This is a genomic window from Pseudomonas sp. P7779 (assembly GCF_013386315.1).
Classification (GTDB): Bacteria; Pseudomonadota; Gammaproteobacteria; order Pseudomonadales; family Pseudomonadaceae; genus Aquipseudomonas.
Genome location: NZ_JACARZ010000025.1, coordinates 1 through 15,992, shown reverse-complemented (window position 1 = coordinate 15,992; position 15,992 = coordinate 1). Strand labels below are relative to the sequence as shown.

Genomic DNA, 15,992 nt, shown 5'->3' with positions numbered 1-15,992 from the left:
CCAGCGATCCCCGTGCGGCGGAGCACAGCATGATTTAAGTGCAGCGGGGAGCGGAACCTTAGCGCGTTACAAGGCTGCGAGACAATGGGCAACGTCCGCTTTAATCCAGCGCTGGCAGCACAAAAGCCTCATGGGAGAACTCGCCGGCATGGCGCGTGACCCATTCCCGGGCCAGCGCTTCGCTCTGCCCGGGTGTGGGCTCGACGCCTTCGTGGAGGCGGCAGTACCGTTCGATCTGGCACACTTGCTCACCCATCCGCGCACCGAACAAGGCCTGCTCATCGGTAAAGGCAATGTCGACGCGGTAGCCGTTTTCGGCCTTGCGGCACCATGCCACATAGCCCGGATAGCGGGCCGTCTGGCCCAGTGAGGGGATGTGCAACTCGATGGCCGCGCCCTGGCGCCAGGCGCGCGGGCAATTGCATGCGACGCCGCCCAGGCCGATAGTGTGCAGCCGTTGGCGGGAAATGCCGGAAATGGGGCGTTGGGTTATTTCGACAGCGACATCATCAGGGTGAGGAAAGAAACGACCCATGCACACGGACTCCGAGCACCGTCCAGTTGACGGCGGTGGCAGCAGTATAGTGAAAGAACTGCAACTTACCGACCTGGATATCGACCAGCAATTACTGGGGCTTCCCGGCACGTCCCTGGTGGTTTTTACCGGTGACGGCTGCTCGCGTTGCCGCTTCCTGCACCAGCAACTGCCGGGTTGGGACTTGCCGGTGGACCGGGTGTGCTGGGTAGATGCGGGTCACAATGGCGGGGCAGTGGAGCGCTACGAGATCTTTCACCTGCCAGCGTTGTTTGTGGTGTGTAACGGGAAATTCCATGGAATATTAGCGTCACTGACGCGTCTGACCGCCAGCGACCTGACTCAAGGTGTGCAGCAGGCGCTCAAACGAATACCAGAGGAGTTGCCATGACCGAAGTAACAAAACAGTCGCCACGGATCGGGATCATCGGCACCGGGGCCATTGGTGGCTACTACGGTGTGATGCTCGCGCGCGCCGGCTTCGATGTGCATTTCCTGCTGCGCAGCGAGTACGCGGCGGTCAGCGAGCGCGGCCTGCAACTCAACAGCACGATCCACGGAACCGTGCACCTTCACCCGGTACAGGCTTATGCCCGCGCCGCCGACATGCCGCCGTGCGACTGGCTGCTGGTGGGCACCAAATCGACCGGGAATGTCGAACTGGCCCCGACCATCGCTCAAGTTGCCGCCCCGGACGCCAGGATAATCCTGTTGCAAAATGGCCTCGACGTAGAGGACAGCCTGCGTGAACACCTGCCGCCGTCGCTGCACCTGCTGGGTGGCCTGTGCTACATCGGCGTGCACCGTTCCGGTCCCGGGATCGTCGAGCATCAGGCGCTGGGCCGGGTCAACCTGGGTTACCACAGTGGCCCCGCGGCCAACGATGACAGCGGTCGGCAAGCCATCGTCGAAGAAGGCGCCGCGCTGTTTCACCAGGCCGGTATCGATTCCCAGGCCATGGCCAATGTGCACCAGGCGCGCTGGCATAAACTGGTGTGGAACGTGCCTTACAACGGCCTCTCGGTATTGTTCGGCACGGGCACCACGGCGATGATGGCGGATGAGTCCAGCCGCGAACTGATCCAGGCGCTGATGGCCGAAGTGGTGCAGGGCGCCCACGCCTGCGGGCATGAGATTCCCGCCAGTTACGCCGGGCAGATGTTCACCATGACCGAGAGCATGGATGACTACTTGCCCAGCATGTATCACGATTACGTGCACAAGCGCCCGCTGGAACTGGCGGCGATCTACGCGCGCCCCTTGGCCGCGGCCAACGCGGCGGGTTGTGAATTGCCACGCATGCAGGCGCTGTATCAGGCCTTGAGTTTTATGGATCGGCATAACCGCTGATTGGGGGGAACACCATGGCAAAGGGATTGGGCGACAAACTGGTGCTGGCGATTTCCTCGCGAGCGCTGTTCGACCTGAGCGAGAGCCACAAGGTCTACCTGGCCCAAGGCGTCGAGGCGTACCGCAAGTACCAGATCGACCACGAGGAAGAAACCCTCGAGCCCGGTGACGCCTTCCCGCTGGTGAAGAAACTCCTGAGCCTCAACGCCAGCCTCGGCCGCGCCCGGGTCGAGGTGGTGCTGGTGTCGCGCAACAGTGCCGACACCGGCTTGCGTGTATTCAATTCGATCCAGCATTACGGGCTCGACATCTCCCGCGCGGCGTTTGTCGGCGGGCGCAGCCCTTATCCTTATCTGGCGGCGTTTGGCTGCCACCTGTTTCTGTCCACCCATGCCGAGGATGTGCGCAGCGCCCTGGATGCCGGGTTTGCCGCAGCGACGATTCTGTCGGGCGGCGCAGGTCGGGCCTCCAGTGCTGAATTGCGGATCGCCTTCGATGGCGACGCGGTGCTGTTTTCCGACGAGTCCGAGCGCGTTTATCAGTCGGGCGGCCTTGAAGCCTTCCAGGCCAGCGAGCGCGAATCCGCCCGCGAGCCGTTGCGCGGCGGCCCATTCAAGGGCTTCCTGGCGGCACTCAACCTGTTGCAGCGCGAGTTCCCCGACGAGTCCTGCCCCATCCGCACTGCGCTGGTGACTGCCCGTTCGGCGCCTTCCCACGAGCGGGTGATTCGCACGCTGCGCGAGTGGGATATCCGTCTCGACGAGTCGCTGTTTCTTGGTGGCCTGGAGAAGTCGGCGTTCCTCGAAGCCTTCGCCGCCGATGTGTTTTTCGATGACCAGGAAGGGCATTGCGAGAAGGCCCGGGAGTTCGTGGCTACCGGTCACGTCCCCCATGGCATCAGTAACGAGTTGAAAATTCAGACCGAGGGCTGAGCACTGCCAAAGGCGCTGCTAAGCTGAATCAATCCCCGCCATCCTGGCTGCCCAGGAGGTTCTATGATTCGTTCGATGCTGTACGCCACTGACCTCGGTCTGTATGCCCCCTATGTGATGCAACATGCCCTGGCGCTGGCGCGAACGTTCAAGGCTGATCTGTATGTGATTCACGTGGTCGAGCCCATCGGGCTGTTCGCCGAATCGGTGTTGCAGAGCTACCTTGATGAGAAGGCCTTGAGTGAATGGCAAAGCCAGGGCCTGACGACGGTGATGGCGACCATCGAACAACGGGTGCTCGACAGTTTTCGCGAGGAGCTGGGGGACGGGGAGCAGGACCTCAAGTTGATCCGTTCGGTGCGGGTGATCCAGGGTGATCCTTGTGAAGTGATTCTCGACCAGTCGCAGAAACTCTCTGTGGATTTGTTGATCGTAGGTAGTCACAGCCAGGCGGTCGGGGTGGCAACACCCCTGGGGAGAACCGCCGCACGGGTGCTGCAGCTGTCCCAGGTGCCGGTGTACCTGGTACCGCTGTTGCAGCGTCGACGCAGTGACGACGTGTGATTGGTAGAAAACGATAAAAAGTTCTAGATTTATCCGTCTAACCTTTAATATAGTTATATACCGTCGCTGATACCCGTGGCGTCTATCCGCTTTGAGGGACACATATGAAGCTTCAACAACTGCGCTACATCTGGGAAGTGGCGCACCACGACCTCAACGTTTCCGCTACTGCTCAAAGCCTTTACACCTCGCAACCCGGTATCAGCAAGCAGATCCGCCTGCTCGAAGATGAGTTGGGCGTTGAAGTGTTCGCACGCAGCGGCAAGCACCTGACCCGTGTCACCCCGGCCGGTGAGCGCATCATCACCACCGCCGGCGAGATCCTGCGCAAGGTCGAAAGCATCAAGCAGATCGCCCAGGAATTCTCCAACGAGAAAAAGGGCACCCTGTCGATCGCCACCACTCACACCCAGGCGCGTTATGCGCTGCCGCCGGTGATCAGCAGCTTTATCAAGCAGTACCCGGACGTGGCCTTGCACATGCACCAGGGCTCGCCGATGCAGATCGCCGAGATGGCCGCCGACGGCACCGTCGATTTCGCGATTGCCACCGAAGCGCTGGAATTGTTCGGCGACCTGGTGATGATGCCGTGCTACCGCTGGAACCGTTGCGTCGTGGTGCCACAAGGCCACCCACTGGCCAAGCTGCCGAAGCTGACCCTGGAAGCCCTGGCTGAATACCCGATCGTGACTTACGTGTTCGGTTTCACCGGCCGTTCGAAACTCGATGAAGCCTTCAGCCATCGCGGCCTGACGCCGAAAGTGGTGTTCACCGCGGCTGACGCCGACGTCATCAAGACTTATGTGCGCCTGGGCCTGGGTGTCGGTATCGTCGCCAAGATGGCGGTCGACACCAAGCTCGACAACGACCTGGTGGTGCTCGATGCCAGCGAGCTGTTCGAGTCCAGCGTGACCAAGATCGGTTTCCGTCGTGGCACCTTCCTGCGTGGTTTCATGTGCGACTTCATCGAAAAGTTCGCGCCGCACCTGACGCGCGAAGTGATGGCCAAGGCCATCCAGTGCCACAACAAGCAGGAACTGGAAGAGCTGTTCGACGGCGTTGAACTACCGGTTCACTGATCGGCTCACTTCACCTCGGTAACAGCAAACTGTTGCCGAGCGCCCCCCACCAGAATCTCCACCTCATCCCCTTCGAACTTGCCCAACAGGCTTTTGCCCAGGGGCGAGCGTGGGGTGATGACGGTCACCGGTTGCCCCACCACATCGACCTTCAAGCCTGCGCCGTCCGGCGCCAGGAATAGCCACTGCTGGCGATCGTTTTCATCTGCCAACCCCAGTAATGCGCCCACTTCGATGCCGCGCTGGTCATCGTAGGCTCGCAGCTGCATGTTCTGGCACAGCGTCAGCGCCTGCCGGATCTCCTCGACGCGTCGGGCCTGGCCGGCTGCCAGGTAAGAAGCCTCCAGGCCCAGGGTGTCGTACTTGTTCTCGGCGATGTTTTCTTCGTGGGTCGCGGTTTCGTACGCGGTTTGCGCGGCGCGCTGGGCGATATCGAGATCGACCGCGAGCTTGTCCAAAACCAACTGGTGAACGGCGTGTTTATTCATGGGCGGCTTTCGTGATCAATCGCAAAATTGCAGGACGTTGGCCCGGCTCTTGTCGTTGGGGGCGTTCTGGTCCTGTTGCAGCCAGAACTGGCATTTGGGGTTGGACAGGTTACGCGGGTTGTTGCGGGCCTGGTCCAGGGTTTGCTGTTGCTCCTGCTTGCGCAGGTTCTCCTGGTACTGCTCGAACATCCGGTTCGGCGGCTCCGGTGCAACCACCTCTGGCTTGCCCAGTTGCTGCACCACTCGGGCCACCGGCGCCACGGTTTGCTCGGGCAGGTAGCGGGAAGCCAGCCACACGCTCAGCACAATGGCGATAAACCCCAGCCACAGGCCGAAGGCCACGGCGATACTGAGCTTGAACAGCGAGAACGAACGATCAGACATGGTGGCCTCCTGGCAGGCACGTGCGGCATGGCGCCGATTGTCCCACAGCCGCGCGCAGAATAATCGCGATCAACCCTTCTGTATCGAGGCATTTATACGGACAATCGAGCCTTTGAGCGTTGGAGCCCGGAATGAAAGCCCGCTGGGATATTTTTTGCAGCGTCGTCGATAACTACGGCGACATCGGCGTGACCTGGCGCCTGGCCCGGCAATTGGTGGCGGAACAAGGGTGTGCGGTGCGCTTGTGGGTCGATGACCTGCGGGCGTTCGAACGCATGTGCCCCGAGATTGATGTGCAGGTGCACCAGCAATGGCAAGAGGGCGTCGACGTGCGCTACTGGCCCTCCGACTGGCCGGCGACCGACGCGGCAGACGTGGTGATCGCTGCGTTCGCCTGTCAATTGCCGCCTGACTACATGGAGGCGATGGCCGCACGCGACCGCACGCCGCTGTGGATGAACCTGGATTACCTGAGCGCCGAAGACTGGGTGGTCGGCTGCCACGGTTTGCCCTCGGTGAAATTCAAGGGCGTGCAAAAGTACTTCTTCTTTCCCGGATTCCGTCCCGGCACCGGCGGCTTATTGCGTGAGGCGGGGCTGCTGGAACAGCGCGATGCCTTCCAGCAAGATGCCGCCGCCCGGCAGCAGTTTCTGCAGGCGCTTGGGGTTTTCCCGGTGGACGGTGCGCGGATGATGTCGTTGTTCGCCTATGAAAACGCCGGGCTGGCCAGTTGGCTTGACGTGCTGGCGGCCGATGGGCGCGCCACTCATCTGCTGGTGCCGGAAGGGCGGATCCTCGGAGATGTGCAGGGCTGGCTGGGGGTCGAGTCATTGGAAGTAGGTGATGTGCACCGGCGCGACGGGTTGACCGTGCAAGTGCTGCCGTTTGTGCGCCAGGAGCAATACGACCGGCTGTTGTGGTGCTGTGACTTCAACGCCGTGCGCGGCGAAGACTCGTTCGTGCGGGCGCAATGGGCCGGGCGGCCACTGTTGTGGCATATCTATCGCCAGGACGAAGACATTCACCTGGACAAGCTCGATGCGTTCCTTGAGCTGTATACCGAAGGTCTGTCTCCGGCTGCGAAAGTCGCGTTGGTCGGCCTTTGGCAGGCCTGGAACGCTGATGGCGATATGGCACTTTGCTGGAAAATGCTGCTGGAACACTGGCCGGAAGTGACCGCGAACGCCGAGAAATGGGCTCTGGAACAAGGCTCGCGGACCGATCTTGCGACGGCGCTGGTACAGTTTTATGTAAATTGGATATGATACGCGACCTTGATTTTTGTAAATCCCATCCAAATTTCGGATATTCGCAATGAAAACTGGTAAAGAACTGAAACCCGGTACAGTGATCCGTCTCGAAAACGACCCTTGGCTGGTTCAGAAAGCTGAGTTCACCAAGTCTGGTCGTAACAGCGCAATCATGAAGACCAAGCTGAAGAACCTGCTGACCGGTTACAAGACCGAGATCGTCTACAGCGCCGATGACAAACTGGACGACGTGATCCTCGACCGCAAAGAAGCGACCCTGTCCTTCATCAGCGGCGACACCTACACGTTCATGGACACCACCGACTACACCATGTACGAGCTGAACGCTGAAGACATCGAAGCCGTTCTGCCGTTCGTGGAAGAAGGCATGGAAGACGTCTGCGAAGCTATCTTCTTCGAAGACCGTCTGGTTTCCGTAGAGCTGCCGACCACTATCGTGCGTAAGGTTGCCTACACCGAAGGTTCCGCTCGCGGCGACACCTCGGGCAAGGTGATGAAGCCTGCCAAGCTGGCTAACGGTACCGAACTGCAAGTAGCCGATTTCATCGAAATCGACGACCTGATCGAGATCGACACCCGTGAAGGTGGTTCGTACAAAGGTCGCGCCAAGAAGTAATTCCTGCGCCACCGGTACGATAAAAAAGCCCGACCATGAGTCGGGCTTTTTTGTGGGCGCGGCTTTTTACTTCAGGTGTTGCTTCAGCTCCTCGGACGCCTGCAGCAGCGCCGAACGAACCTCCGGTACCTGGCTGACGACATTCAGCAAACCGTAGTCATGGATCATGCCGTTGTAGCGCACGGCGGTCACCGGTACACCGGCTTCATCCAGCTTGCGGGCATAGGCTTCGCCTTCGTCACGCAGCACGTCCGAGCCTGCGGTCTGAATCAACGCAGGTGGCAAACCCTTGAGCTGCGCGGTGCTTGCCCGCAGGGGCGACGCATAGATCTCGGCGCGCTGGTTGGTGTCGGTGGTGTAGTTGTCCCAGAACCACTTCATCATGTTGCGGGTCAGGAAGTGGCCTTCGGCAAACTGGTTGTAGGACCCGGTGTCGAAGTTGGCGTCGGTCACCGGCCACAACAGCAGTTGGAACTTGATTGACGGAGTGCCCCTGTCCTTGGCCATCAGGCTGACCACCGCTGCCATGTTGCCGCCGACGCTGTTGCCGGCGACGGCCAGGCGTTTGCCATCGACGTTGATCTCGCTGCCGTGTTCGGCCACCCACTTGGTTGCCCCGTACGCCTGGTTGATCGCCACAGGGTAGTGCGCTTCAGGTGATGGCGTGTAGTTGACGAACACCGCCGCCGCTCCGGACCCCACCACCAGGTCACGCACCAGGCGCTCGTGGGTCGGGAAATCCCCGAGTACCCAGCCACCGCCGTGGAAGAACATGAACACCGGCAATGTGCCCTTGACCCCGGCCGGACGCACGATGGTCAGGCTCAGCGGCTGGCCATCGACCTGAATGGTCTTCTGGCTCACGTCGGCCTTGGGCAGCGTCAGTTTCACGCCTGACTGTGCACCTGTCAGCACCGCACGGGCTTCCCTGGGCGTCAGTTGCTCCATCGGTTTGCCGGTGCCGGCGTTCAGTACATCGAGAAACGCCTGGGTGTTGTGCTCCACGTCACCGCCGGCCGCAAAGGCATTGGTGATCGAGAAGGCGAGCAGGGTGCCGGTGAGTACTTTGCCAAATGTGTTCATGTTCTTCTCCAAAAAACCGCGTGGGTCAGACGGTTACGTGCAGGCGTACATCGACGTTGCCACGGGTGGCGTTGGAGTAAGGGCAGACCTGGTGCGCAGCGTCGACCAGGCTTTGCGCGTCGTCCTGGGCCAGGCCGGGCAAGCTGACGTGCAGGTCGATGTCCAGGCCGAAACCGCCGGGGATTTGACCGATGCCGACGTGGGCAGTGATCGAAGCGTCATCCGGGATTTTGCGTTTGGTCTGGCTGGCGACGAATTTCAGGGCACCGATGAAGCAGGCGGAGTAACCGGCGGCGAACAGTTGTTCCGGGTTGGTGGCCTGGCCACCCGCGCCGCCCAGTTCTTTTGGCGTGGAGAGTTTTACATCGAGGATGTTGTCGCTGGAAACAGCACGACCATCACGGCCGCCGGTGGCGGTGGCTACTGCGGTGTAGAGAGCTTGCATGGTGATTTCCTCGTCAGTGTTTGCGCTAAATGTTTGTGCGCTAAGTAAGTGGCGAGGTGAATGTATCGCGCTAATAGTTAGTGCGCAAGATATATTTGGAAAATATTTTGCGTGCTTTGATAGCCAGGCATTGCACAAACAAATGTGGGAGCGGGCTTGCTCGCGAATGCGGTGTGACAGTCACTAGATGCATTGACTGATCCACCGCATTCGCGAGCAAGCCCGCTCCCACATTTTTTGATGCGTGGTGCCTTTAGAGGGAGACTTGCAGGTTTTTTCGCAGTGCCAGTAAATCGCCCTGCAGCTTGCGCAACTGCTCGATGTCCAGCCCGCTGGCGCCCAGGATGCACTGTGGAATATCCATGGCTTTGTCCCGCAGGGCGCGCCCGGCCTCGGTCAATTCAACCACCACCACGCGCTCGTCTTCGCGGCTGCGGGTGCGGCTGAGCAGGCCTTCGGCTTCCAGGCGCTTGAGCAGCGGCGTCAGGGAGCCGGGATCCGTCAGCAGGCGATTGCTGATTTCGCCTACGGTCAAGCCATCCTCTTCCCACAGCACCATCATGGCCAGGTACTGCGGATAGGTCAGGCCGAGGGCTTGCAGCAGCGGTTTGTAGACCTTGGTCATCAACAACGAGGTGGAATGCAGGGCAAAACACAGCTGGTTGTCGAGCAACAAGGATTCGCAGGTATCGAGGGGCTTGGTCATGGCAGTGCCTTAAAACGTGTCTGGTTTCGAATCTAGCGGGCAAATCTTTAACGCGCCAGACAATTCTGTCCGGCCGGTCAACCCAGGCCGCTTTGCAGTGCCAGGTCCCAGGGCGGCACAGGGCTGAAGCGCGCCTTGAGGTATTCCAGCAACAAGCGGCTGCGGGCGTTGGCGTGTTGCTCCAGGCGGAGCGCATAGATGCCCGCGGTTTCAGGCGTCGGCAGGCCGTTCTCGCAGAACAGCGGGACCAGTTCACCGCGCACCAGGTATTCACTGGCGAGCCAGGTGGGCAGATGCGCAACACCCAGTCCGGCCAGCGCGCCTGAAAGCAGGGCTTCGGCGTTATTGGCGCTCATGCGAATGCGCTGCGGGCGGTAGGTGGATTTGCGCCCATCGAGCTCAAAACGCCAGGCGAACATCGGTGCCAGGCCTTCCCAATCCAGGCCGTCATGCTCGCTTAACTGGCTGGGATGGGTCGGCGTGCCACGGCTTTTCAGGTAGGCCGGGCTTGCGCAAGCGATGCGCACGATGCTGGCCAGTGGCGTGGCAATCAGCCGGGTGTCGACGATATGCCCGGCCCGCAGCACCAGGTCGACCTTGCCCAAATGCTCGCCCTGCATGTCGACAAAGCTGTCGATCAAGTGCAGGTGCACGTCCAGTCCCGGATAGACATTGAGAAAGTCAGCGATGGCAGGCGCCAAATGCCGCCTGCCGAAAGCCGCCGGTGCGTCCACGCGGATCAACCCTTCAGGCGCATGACTCAGCGACACCGCTTCGGCCCGCGCCAGTTGCAGCTCGCTGACAATCCGCCGGGCGCGCTCGGCAAACGCCAGGCCGGCGGGCGTCGGCACCACCGCATGGGTACTGCGTTGAAACAGCCGGCTACCCACCGAGCTTTCCAGGCTGTCGATGCGCCGCGCCACGGCCGAGGGCGTGAGCGGGTGACGGCGCGCGGCTGCGGAAAAGCTGCCGGCTTCCAGTACGTCGAGAAACAGGCTCAGTTGATCGGTCAATGTATTGGGGTTCATCAGCGTCTGCTTGTGCGAGATTGGCACAGCCATTGTGCGTTGCTGTGCGTTTCCGCACCAGAGCGGACTGCGTAGCATGCAAAGCCTGGGAACAGCAGGAGCGAGCGGGTGGCAGATTTAGCGTTGTATTTAATGCTGGGCGTAGCGTTGGGCACGGTCGGTGGCTTGTTCGGCATCGGCGGCGGGCTGATTGCCATTCCCGTGCTGGGGGTATTTTTCGGCCTCGACCAGCAGATCGCCCAAGGCACGGCCCTGGTGATGGTGGTGCCGAATGTGATGCTGGCGTTGTGGCGTTATCACCAGCGCAACCGGATTGAATTGCGTCATGCACTGCCGTTGGGCGTGATGGGTTTTTCCTTCGCCTGGCTGGGCTCGATCTGGGCGGTGGGGATCGATGCTGACGTGATGCGGGTGGGTTTTATCGCGTTTCTGCTGGTATTGGCGTCCTACAACCTGCTGCGAATGTTTACCCACAATGCACCGCCGTCAGCGCAGATGCGTTATTCCTGGCCGTGGCTTGGGGTGTTGGGCGCGGCGTCGGGCTCCATGGGTGGCTTGTTCGGGGTGGGCGGTGCAGTGGTTGCCACGCCGGTGCTGACCAGCATCTTCGGCACCAGCCAGGTGGTGGCCCAAGGGCTGTCGCTGGCCCTGGCCCTGCCGAGCACCAGCGTGACCCTGGTGACCTACGCCTGGCACCACGAAGTGGACTGGCTGATCGGCGTGCCTTTGGCCGTCGGCGGTTTGCTCAGTATCAGTTGGGGCGTGAAAGTCGCCCACGCCATGCCGGAGCGCATGTTACGCGGGCTGTTCTGCGGGTTCCTGGCGGTGTGTGCGGTGATGCTGACGTTTAAAGTTTGAAGCCTTCGAGGATGTATTCGGCGAGGCATTCGGTAATCGGCGAGGTGGTGCGCGGGTTGCGCAACAGCCGCAGGTTGACCGACGGCAGCGGCGGAAAACCGTCCGCTGTGCCCAATATGCGCAGGTCTTCGGTCACCAGGCTTTCCATATTGATCGTGACGGCCAGGCCGGCACCCACCACTGCGAGGATCGCGGCCCCGTTGGAGCTGTGATACGCCAGTCGGTACTCCTGCCCCTGGGCGTCCAGCGCGGCGCGTGCCCACTGCGTGCAAAAACTGTCGAGGCCGGAAATGGCCAGGGGCAGGGCGCTGTGCTCATCCATGCAGAAGCAGGGCGCCGCCACCCACACCATGCGTTCATGGCGCAGCAGTTCGCCGATTTCATTTCCCGGTTCGCGGCTGATAACGGTCAGGTCGAGGTCCCGGCGCTGCATCAGCACCGGCGACGACTCGCAGTGCATTTCAATCTGGATCAGCGGGTAAGCCTTGGAGAAGCGCTTGAGAATCCCCGGCAAGTAGCGCATCACGTAATCGTCGGGTGTGCCGATGCGCACCAACCCGACCATGTGCGGCTCGCGCAACGTGTTGAACACCTCGCTGTGCAGCTTCAGGATCCGGCGCGCGTAGCCCAGCAGCACCTGGCCTTCAGGCGTTAACCGCACCTGGCGGCCATCGCGCTCGAACAACTTGCGCTGCAACACATCTTCTTCCAGGCGTTTCATCTGCATGCTCACCGCCGACTGGGTGCGGTTGACCTGCTCGCCGGCGCGGGTAAAGCCCCCTTGATCAGCGATGGCGACGAAGGTGCGCAGCACCTCGGTGTCGATACTCGGGTAGCTGGACAATTGATCAATCTCCGAGATGTATTGCATAAGAAACATTCGTTGGATTGATCATAGCGCCAGGCACAGACTTCAGTCATCCCCACTGGAGGGCGAGATGATGAAAGGTCAAAGAGGCTTTGTACTGATGGCGAAGCGGCCGTTTTCCGGGCTGCTTCAACTGGGTTCCCGGTGGATGGCCGTGCACCGTGAGCGTCAGCTGTTGATGAGCATGAGCGATGAGGCGCTCAAGGACATCGGGCTCAACCGTGGCGATGTCGAGCAGGAAAGCCGCCGGCATTTTTGGGAAGACCCGCTGCGAAAATGACTCGGGATGCAGTAGGGTGGTTCGCGAGCACACAAGGAGATGCCCATGCCCGCAGAACTGTCCTTTTCCCTCAAGCAGGCGCGACGCCTGGCGCTGGCCGCCCAGGGTTTTTCCGGGCGCCAGCCGCCGGCGTTGATCAAGGCGGCGCAGGTCAATCGCCTGGTTGAGCGTTTGGGCGTGTTGCAGATTGATTCGGTAAATGCGGTGGTGCGTTCGCACTACCTGCCGCTGTTTTCCCGTCTGGGGCATTACTCTCCGTTGATTCTAGAACAAGCCGCCTGGAGTTCGGGGCGGCGCCGCTCGCTGTTCGAATATTGGGGCCATGAGGCGTCGTTGTTGCCAATGGCGCTGTACCCATTGATGCGCTGGCGCATGGAACGGGCGGCCCGGGGGCAGGGGATCTATCAGCAAATGGCGCGTTTTGGTCGCGAGCAGCAGGCCACCATCGCCCGGGTGCTGGGCATCGTCGAACAACAAGGCGCCCTGGGTGCGGGCAGTTTGTCGACCCGCGAGGAGCGCGCCGGCCCGTGGTGGGACTGGAGCGATGAAAAGCATGCGCTGGAATGGTTGTTCGCCGCCGGCCAGGTGACCGTCGCCGGGCGGCGGGGTTTTGAGCGTTTGTATGACCTGCCGGAGCGTGTGATCCCGGCCGACATTCTCCAGCAAGCCCCGTTGGACGAGGCTGAGGCGCAACGCGGTTTGCTGCTGCACAGCGCCACGGCGCTGGGGGTGGGCACTGAAAAAGACCTGCGCGACTACTTCCGTCTGGACCCGGCCGACAGCCGTGGGCGCCTGGCGGAGCTGGTCGAGGATGGGCAATTGATCACCTGCGAGGTCCAGGGCTGGAAACAGCCGGCTTATTGCCTGCCCGAGCCAAAAGTCCCGCGCAAGGTGCCTGCCAGCGCACTGTTATCGCCTTTTGATTCGCTGATCTGGGAGCGCAGCCGTACCGAGCGGTTGTTCGATTTCCGCTATCGGCTGGAGATCTACACGCCCCAGGACAAGCGGGTATATGGCTACTACGTGCTGCCGTTCCTGCACAACGAGCGGATTGCCGCGCGCGTGGATCTGCGGGCGGAGCGGGCGGCCGGACGCCTGGCGGTGCATGCCGTTCACGAGGAAGAGCCGGGGCTGGACGAGGAGGGCATGCGCGCGCTGGCCCTGAATCTGCGGCAGATGGCCGACTGGCTCGGGCTTGAGCAGATACAGCTCAATTGCCAGCGGGCCAGTGCGGCACGGTTGCGGGTAGAGCTTTTAACGCTTGACCTGTTTTAGCGTCTCGGCGATCAGGAATGCCAATTCCAGCGACTGATCGGCATTCATCCGTGGGTCGCAGTGGGTGTGGTAGCGGTCCGACAGCCCGTCTTCAGTAATCGGCCGCGCGCCACCGATGCACTCGGTGACGTTCTGCCCGGTCATCTCGATATGAATCCCGCCGGCGTAAGTGCCTTCGGCTTCATGCACCTGGAAGAACTCCTTCACCTCACTGAGAATCTGCGCGAAGTCCCGTGTCTTGTAGCCGCTGCTGGCCTTGATGGTGTTGCCGTGCATCGGGTCGGAACTCCACAGCACCTGCTTGCCCTCGCGCTGTACCGCGCGGATCAGGTTGGGCAGATGGTCGCCGACCTTGCTGGCACCCATGCGCGCAATCAGGTTCAGGCGGCCCGGGTCGTTGTCCGGGTTGAGGATGTCGATCAGGCGGATCAGGTCGTCGGGGTTCATGCTCGGGCCGACCTTGACCCCGATCGGGTTGTTCACCCCGCGCAGGAATTCGACGTGGGCACCGTCAAGTTGGCGGGTGCGATCACCGATCCAGAGCATGTGTGCCGAGCAGTCGTAATAGTCGTTGGTCAGGCTGTCGCGGCGCACGAAGGCTTGTTCGTAGTTGAGCAGCAGCGCTTCGTGGGCGGTGAAGAAACTGGTCTCGCGCAGTTGCGGCGAGCTGTCCATGCCACAGGCACGCATGAAGGCCAGGGTTTCGTCGATGCGGTCGGCCAGTTGGCTGTACTTCTCGGCCAGGGCGGAGTTGGCGATGAAGTCCAGGTTCCACTTGTGCACCTGGTGCAGGTCGGCAAAACCGCCCTGGGCAAACGCCCGCAGCAGGTTCAGGGTGGCGGTGGACTGGTGGTAGGACTGCAGCAGGCGGTCCGGATCGGGCACGCGGCTTTTTTCGTCGAAGCCGATACCGTTGACGATATCGCCGCGGTAGGCGGGCAGGGTGATGCCGTCGATGGTTTCATCGTTGGAAGAGCGCGGCTTGGCGAACTGGCCCGCCATACGCCCGACCTTGACCACCGGGCAGCCGGCAGCGAAGGTCATCACAATCGCCATCTGCAGCAGCACCTTGAAGGTGTCGCGGATTTTTGCCGCCGAGAACTCGGCAAAACTCTCGGCGCAATCGCCGCCTTGCAACAGGAAGGCGCGACCCTGGGTCACCTCGGCAAACTGACGGCGCAACTCACGGGCTTCACCGGCAAACACCAGCGGCGGATAGCTCGCCAGGTTTTGCTCGACCTGCGACAAATGCGCGGCGTCAGGGTACTGGGGTTGTTGCTGGATCGGCAGGGCGCGCCAGCTGTCGGGGCTCCAGGGTTGGCTCATCATGAACTCGAGTGATTTGCGGTCGGGCCGTCATGTTATCAGCAATTAGTACGTGACCTGCTGCCGCCGGTTCGCCCACAATCCCGGTTTTCCCGTTGGCACGCCGTTAGGAGTTGCAATGTCTGAGGAGCGCGTCGAGCGCCTGCTGGCCGAGGTCCATGATGACTTCGGCATGATCCGCGTGCTGGAAGTGGCCGATTACCGCTTTCTCGAGTTTGGCGATGCCATCGAGCAGAGTTGTGTGTTTACTGCTGACCCGAGCTGGTTGGAGTATGACTACACCCGCGCGATGCTGATTGGGGCGTTGTGCCATGAGCAGCCGGAGAGTGCGTTGTTCCTGGGCTTGGGCGCTGGGACGTTGACCCAGGCTTGCCTGAAGTTTCTGCCTTTGGATGATGTGGAAGCCATCGAACTGCGGCCTGATGTGCCGCGTCTGGCCATTGAGTACTTGGGGCTGGATGATGATCCTCGGCTGTATATCCGCGTTGGGGATGCGTTGGAATTGCTGCCTTCGGCTGAGTCGGCGGACCTGATTTTTGTCGACCTGTATACGGATGTTGGCCCTGGGGTTGGGCACCTGGCCTGGACGTTTCTGGAGAATTGCCAGAAGAAGCTGAACCCGGGGGGGTGGTTGGTGATTAATCAGTGGGCTACGGATGATGGGAAGCCTTTGGGGGCGGCGTTGTTGCGTGGGTTGTATCACCGGCATTATTGGGAGTTGCCGGTGAAGGAGGGGAATGTGATTTTGCTGGTGCCGGCGGATCTGGATCAGGTGCTCGATGTGGCGGCGTTGTCGGCGCGGGCTGAGGCGTTGGCGCCGCGGTTGGGGTATTCGTTGCAGTCGCTGATCAAGGCGATTCGGCCGGCTACGTAGGGTTTTGATTGTGTACATATCCGTTGCTGC

Annotated in this window: 20 protein-coding genes; 11 read left to right on the top strand and 9 right to left on the bottom strand. The window is 61.3% G+C overall.

What is annotated here, in order from left to right; genetic code table 11:
- Positions 1–100 precede the first annotated feature (100 nt).
- Positions 101–535 (bottom strand): PilZ domain-containing protein, encoded by a 435-nt coding sequence (locus tag HX869_RS08970; protein WP_003218717.1) that lies wholly within the window; start codon positions 533–535, stop codon positions 101–103.
- On the opposite strand from HX869_RS08970, the gene HX869_RS08965 reads away from it, so the two are divergent.
- The 5 genes from HX869_RS08965 to cysB all read left to right on the top strand — a co-directional run bounded on the left by HX869_RS08965 (position 534) and on the right by cysB (position 4,460).
- Positions 534–926: a thioredoxin gene (locus tag HX869_RS08965; protein WP_102605075.1), complete on the top strand. Its 393-nt coding sequence runs from the start codon at positions 534–536 to the stop codon at positions 924–926. The genes HX869_RS08970 and HX869_RS08965 overlap by 2 nt on opposite strands.
- A complete protein-coding gene (locus HX869_RS08960) occupies positions 923–1,885 on the top strand; it encodes a putative 2-dehydropantoate 2-reductase (protein ID WP_008437763.1) in 963 nt (320 codons plus the stop codon). The genes HX869_RS08965 and HX869_RS08960 overlap by 4 nt, the downstream gene beginning before the upstream one ends.
- Positions 1,886–1,899: 14 nt before the next feature.
- The gene (locus HX869_RS08955) at positions 1,900–2,817 is read left to right on the top strand and encodes a 5'-nucleotidase (protein ID WP_003218711.1); all 918 of its coding nucleotides are present in this window, start codon (positions 1,900–1,902) and stop codon (positions 2,815–2,817) included.
- 63 nt (positions 2,818–2,880) lie between these two features.
- A complete protein-coding gene (locus HX869_RS08950) occupies positions 2,881–3,381 on the top strand; it encodes a universal stress protein (RefSeq protein WP_003218709.1) in 501 nt (166 codons plus the stop codon).
- 104 nt (positions 3,382–3,485) lie between these two features.
- Positions 3,486–4,460: an HTH-type transcriptional regulator CysB gene (gene cysB, locus HX869_RS08945; protein WP_003218707.1), complete on the top strand. Its 975-nt coding sequence runs from the start codon at positions 3,486–3,488 to the stop codon at positions 4,458–4,460.
- Between the two features lie 5 nt (positions 4,461–4,465).
- On the opposite strand, the gene HX869_RS08940 is transcribed toward cysB, so the two are convergent.
- Both HX869_RS08940 and HX869_RS08935 read right to left on the bottom strand, forming a co-directional pair.
- The gene (locus HX869_RS08940) at positions 4,466–4,948 is read right to left on the bottom strand and encodes a GreA/GreB family elongation factor (protein WP_003218705.1); all 483 of its coding nucleotides are present in this window, start codon (positions 4,946–4,948) and stop codon (positions 4,466–4,468) included.
- 15 nt (positions 4,949–4,963) lie between these two features.
- Positions 4,964–5,332, bottom strand: coding sequence for a hypothetical protein (locus HX869_RS08935; protein WP_003218702.1), 369 nt, complete (start codon positions 5,330–5,332; stop codon positions 4,964–4,966).
- A gap of 131 nt (positions 5,333–5,463) precedes the next feature.
- On the opposite strand from HX869_RS08935, the gene earP reads away from it, so the two are divergent.
- Together earP and HX869_RS08925 are read left to right on the top strand one after the other, a co-directional pair.
- Positions 5,464–6,597: an elongation factor P maturation arginine rhamnosyltransferase EarP gene (gene earP / locus HX869_RS08930; RefSeq protein ID WP_003218700.1), complete on the top strand. Its 1,134-nt coding sequence runs from the start codon at positions 5,464–5,466 to the stop codon at positions 6,595–6,597.
- Between the two features lie 49 nt (positions 6,598–6,646).
- A complete protein-coding gene (locus HX869_RS08925; protein WP_003218698.1) occupies positions 6,647–7,219 on the top strand; it encodes an elongation factor P in 573 nt (190 codons plus the stop codon).
- A 66-nt stretch (positions 7,220–7,285) separates the two neighbouring features.
- Here HX869_RS08925 and HX869_RS08920 read toward each other — a convergent pair whose 3' ends face one another.
- The 4 genes from HX869_RS08920 to HX869_RS08905 form a co-directional block, all read right to left on the bottom strand.
- On the bottom strand, positions 7,286–8,302 hold the full coding sequence (locus HX869_RS08920; RefSeq protein ID WP_177028755.1) for an alpha/beta hydrolase: 1,017 nt from the start codon (positions 8,300–8,302) through the stop codon (positions 7,286–7,288).
- 25 nt (positions 8,303–8,327) lie between these two features.
- Positions 8,328–8,747: an organic hydroperoxide resistance protein gene (locus tag HX869_RS08915; RefSeq protein WP_003218695.1), complete on the bottom strand. Its 420-nt coding sequence runs from the start codon at positions 8,745–8,747 to the stop codon at positions 8,328–8,330.
- Between the two features lie 253 nt (positions 8,748–9,000).
- Positions 9,001–9,453: a MarR family winged helix-turn-helix transcriptional regulator gene (locus HX869_RS08910; protein ID WP_003218693.1), complete on the bottom strand. Its 453-nt coding sequence runs from the start codon at positions 9,451–9,453 to the stop codon at positions 9,001–9,003.
- A 77-nt stretch (positions 9,454–9,530) separates the two neighbouring features.
- Positions 9,531–10,481, bottom strand: a complete 951-nt coding sequence (locus HX869_RS08905; protein WP_008437773.1) for a LysR family transcriptional regulator — start codon at positions 10,479–10,481, stop codon at positions 9,531–9,533.
- 108 nt (positions 10,482–10,589) lie between these two features.
- On the opposite strand from HX869_RS08905, the gene HX869_RS08900 reads away from it, so the two are divergent.
- Positions 10,590–11,339 (top strand): sulfite exporter TauE/SafE family protein, encoded by a 750-nt coding sequence (locus HX869_RS08900; RefSeq protein WP_087693650.1) that lies wholly within the window; start codon positions 10,590–10,592, stop codon positions 11,337–11,339.
- Here the strand turns inward: HX869_RS08900 and HX869_RS08895 are convergent.
- On the bottom strand, positions 11,329–12,210 hold the full coding sequence (locus tag HX869_RS08895) for a LysR family transcriptional regulator (RefSeq protein WP_023659060.1): 882 nt from the start codon (positions 12,208–12,210) through the stop codon (positions 11,329–11,331). The two genes, HX869_RS08900 and HX869_RS08895, sit on opposite strands and share 11 nt — an antisense overlap.
- Positions 12,211–12,280: 70 nt before the next feature.
- On the opposite strand from HX869_RS08895, the gene HX869_RS08890 reads away from it, so the two are divergent.
- Together HX869_RS08890 and HX869_RS08885 are read left to right on the top strand one after the other, a co-directional pair.
- Positions 12,281–12,487: a DUF1127 domain-containing protein gene (locus HX869_RS08890; protein ID WP_003218685.1), complete on the top strand. Its 207-nt coding sequence runs from the start codon at positions 12,281–12,283 to the stop codon at positions 12,485–12,487.
- 45 nt (positions 12,488–12,532) lie between these two features.
- Complete coding sequence (locus tag HX869_RS08885; RefSeq protein WP_177036252.1) at positions 12,533–13,762, top strand: winged helix-turn-helix domain-containing protein; 1,230 nt, start codon at positions 12,533–12,535, stop codon at positions 13,760–13,762.
- On the opposite strand, the gene HX869_RS08880 is transcribed toward HX869_RS08885, so the two are convergent.
- Positions 13,742–15,088, bottom strand: coding sequence for a class II 3-deoxy-7-phosphoheptulonate synthase (locus HX869_RS08880; RefSeq protein WP_087693647.1), 1,347 nt, complete (start codon positions 15,086–15,088; stop codon positions 13,742–13,744). The genes HX869_RS08885 and HX869_RS08880 overlap by 21 nt on opposite strands.
- Before the next feature lie 118 nt (positions 15,089–15,206).
- On the opposite strand from HX869_RS08880, the gene HX869_RS08875 reads away from it, so the two are divergent.
- Complete coding sequence (locus HX869_RS08875; protein WP_087693646.1) at positions 15,207–15,962, top strand: spermidine synthase; 756 nt, start codon at positions 15,207–15,209, stop codon at positions 15,960–15,962.
- The last annotated feature ends 30 nt before the right edge of the window (positions 15,963–15,992 follow it).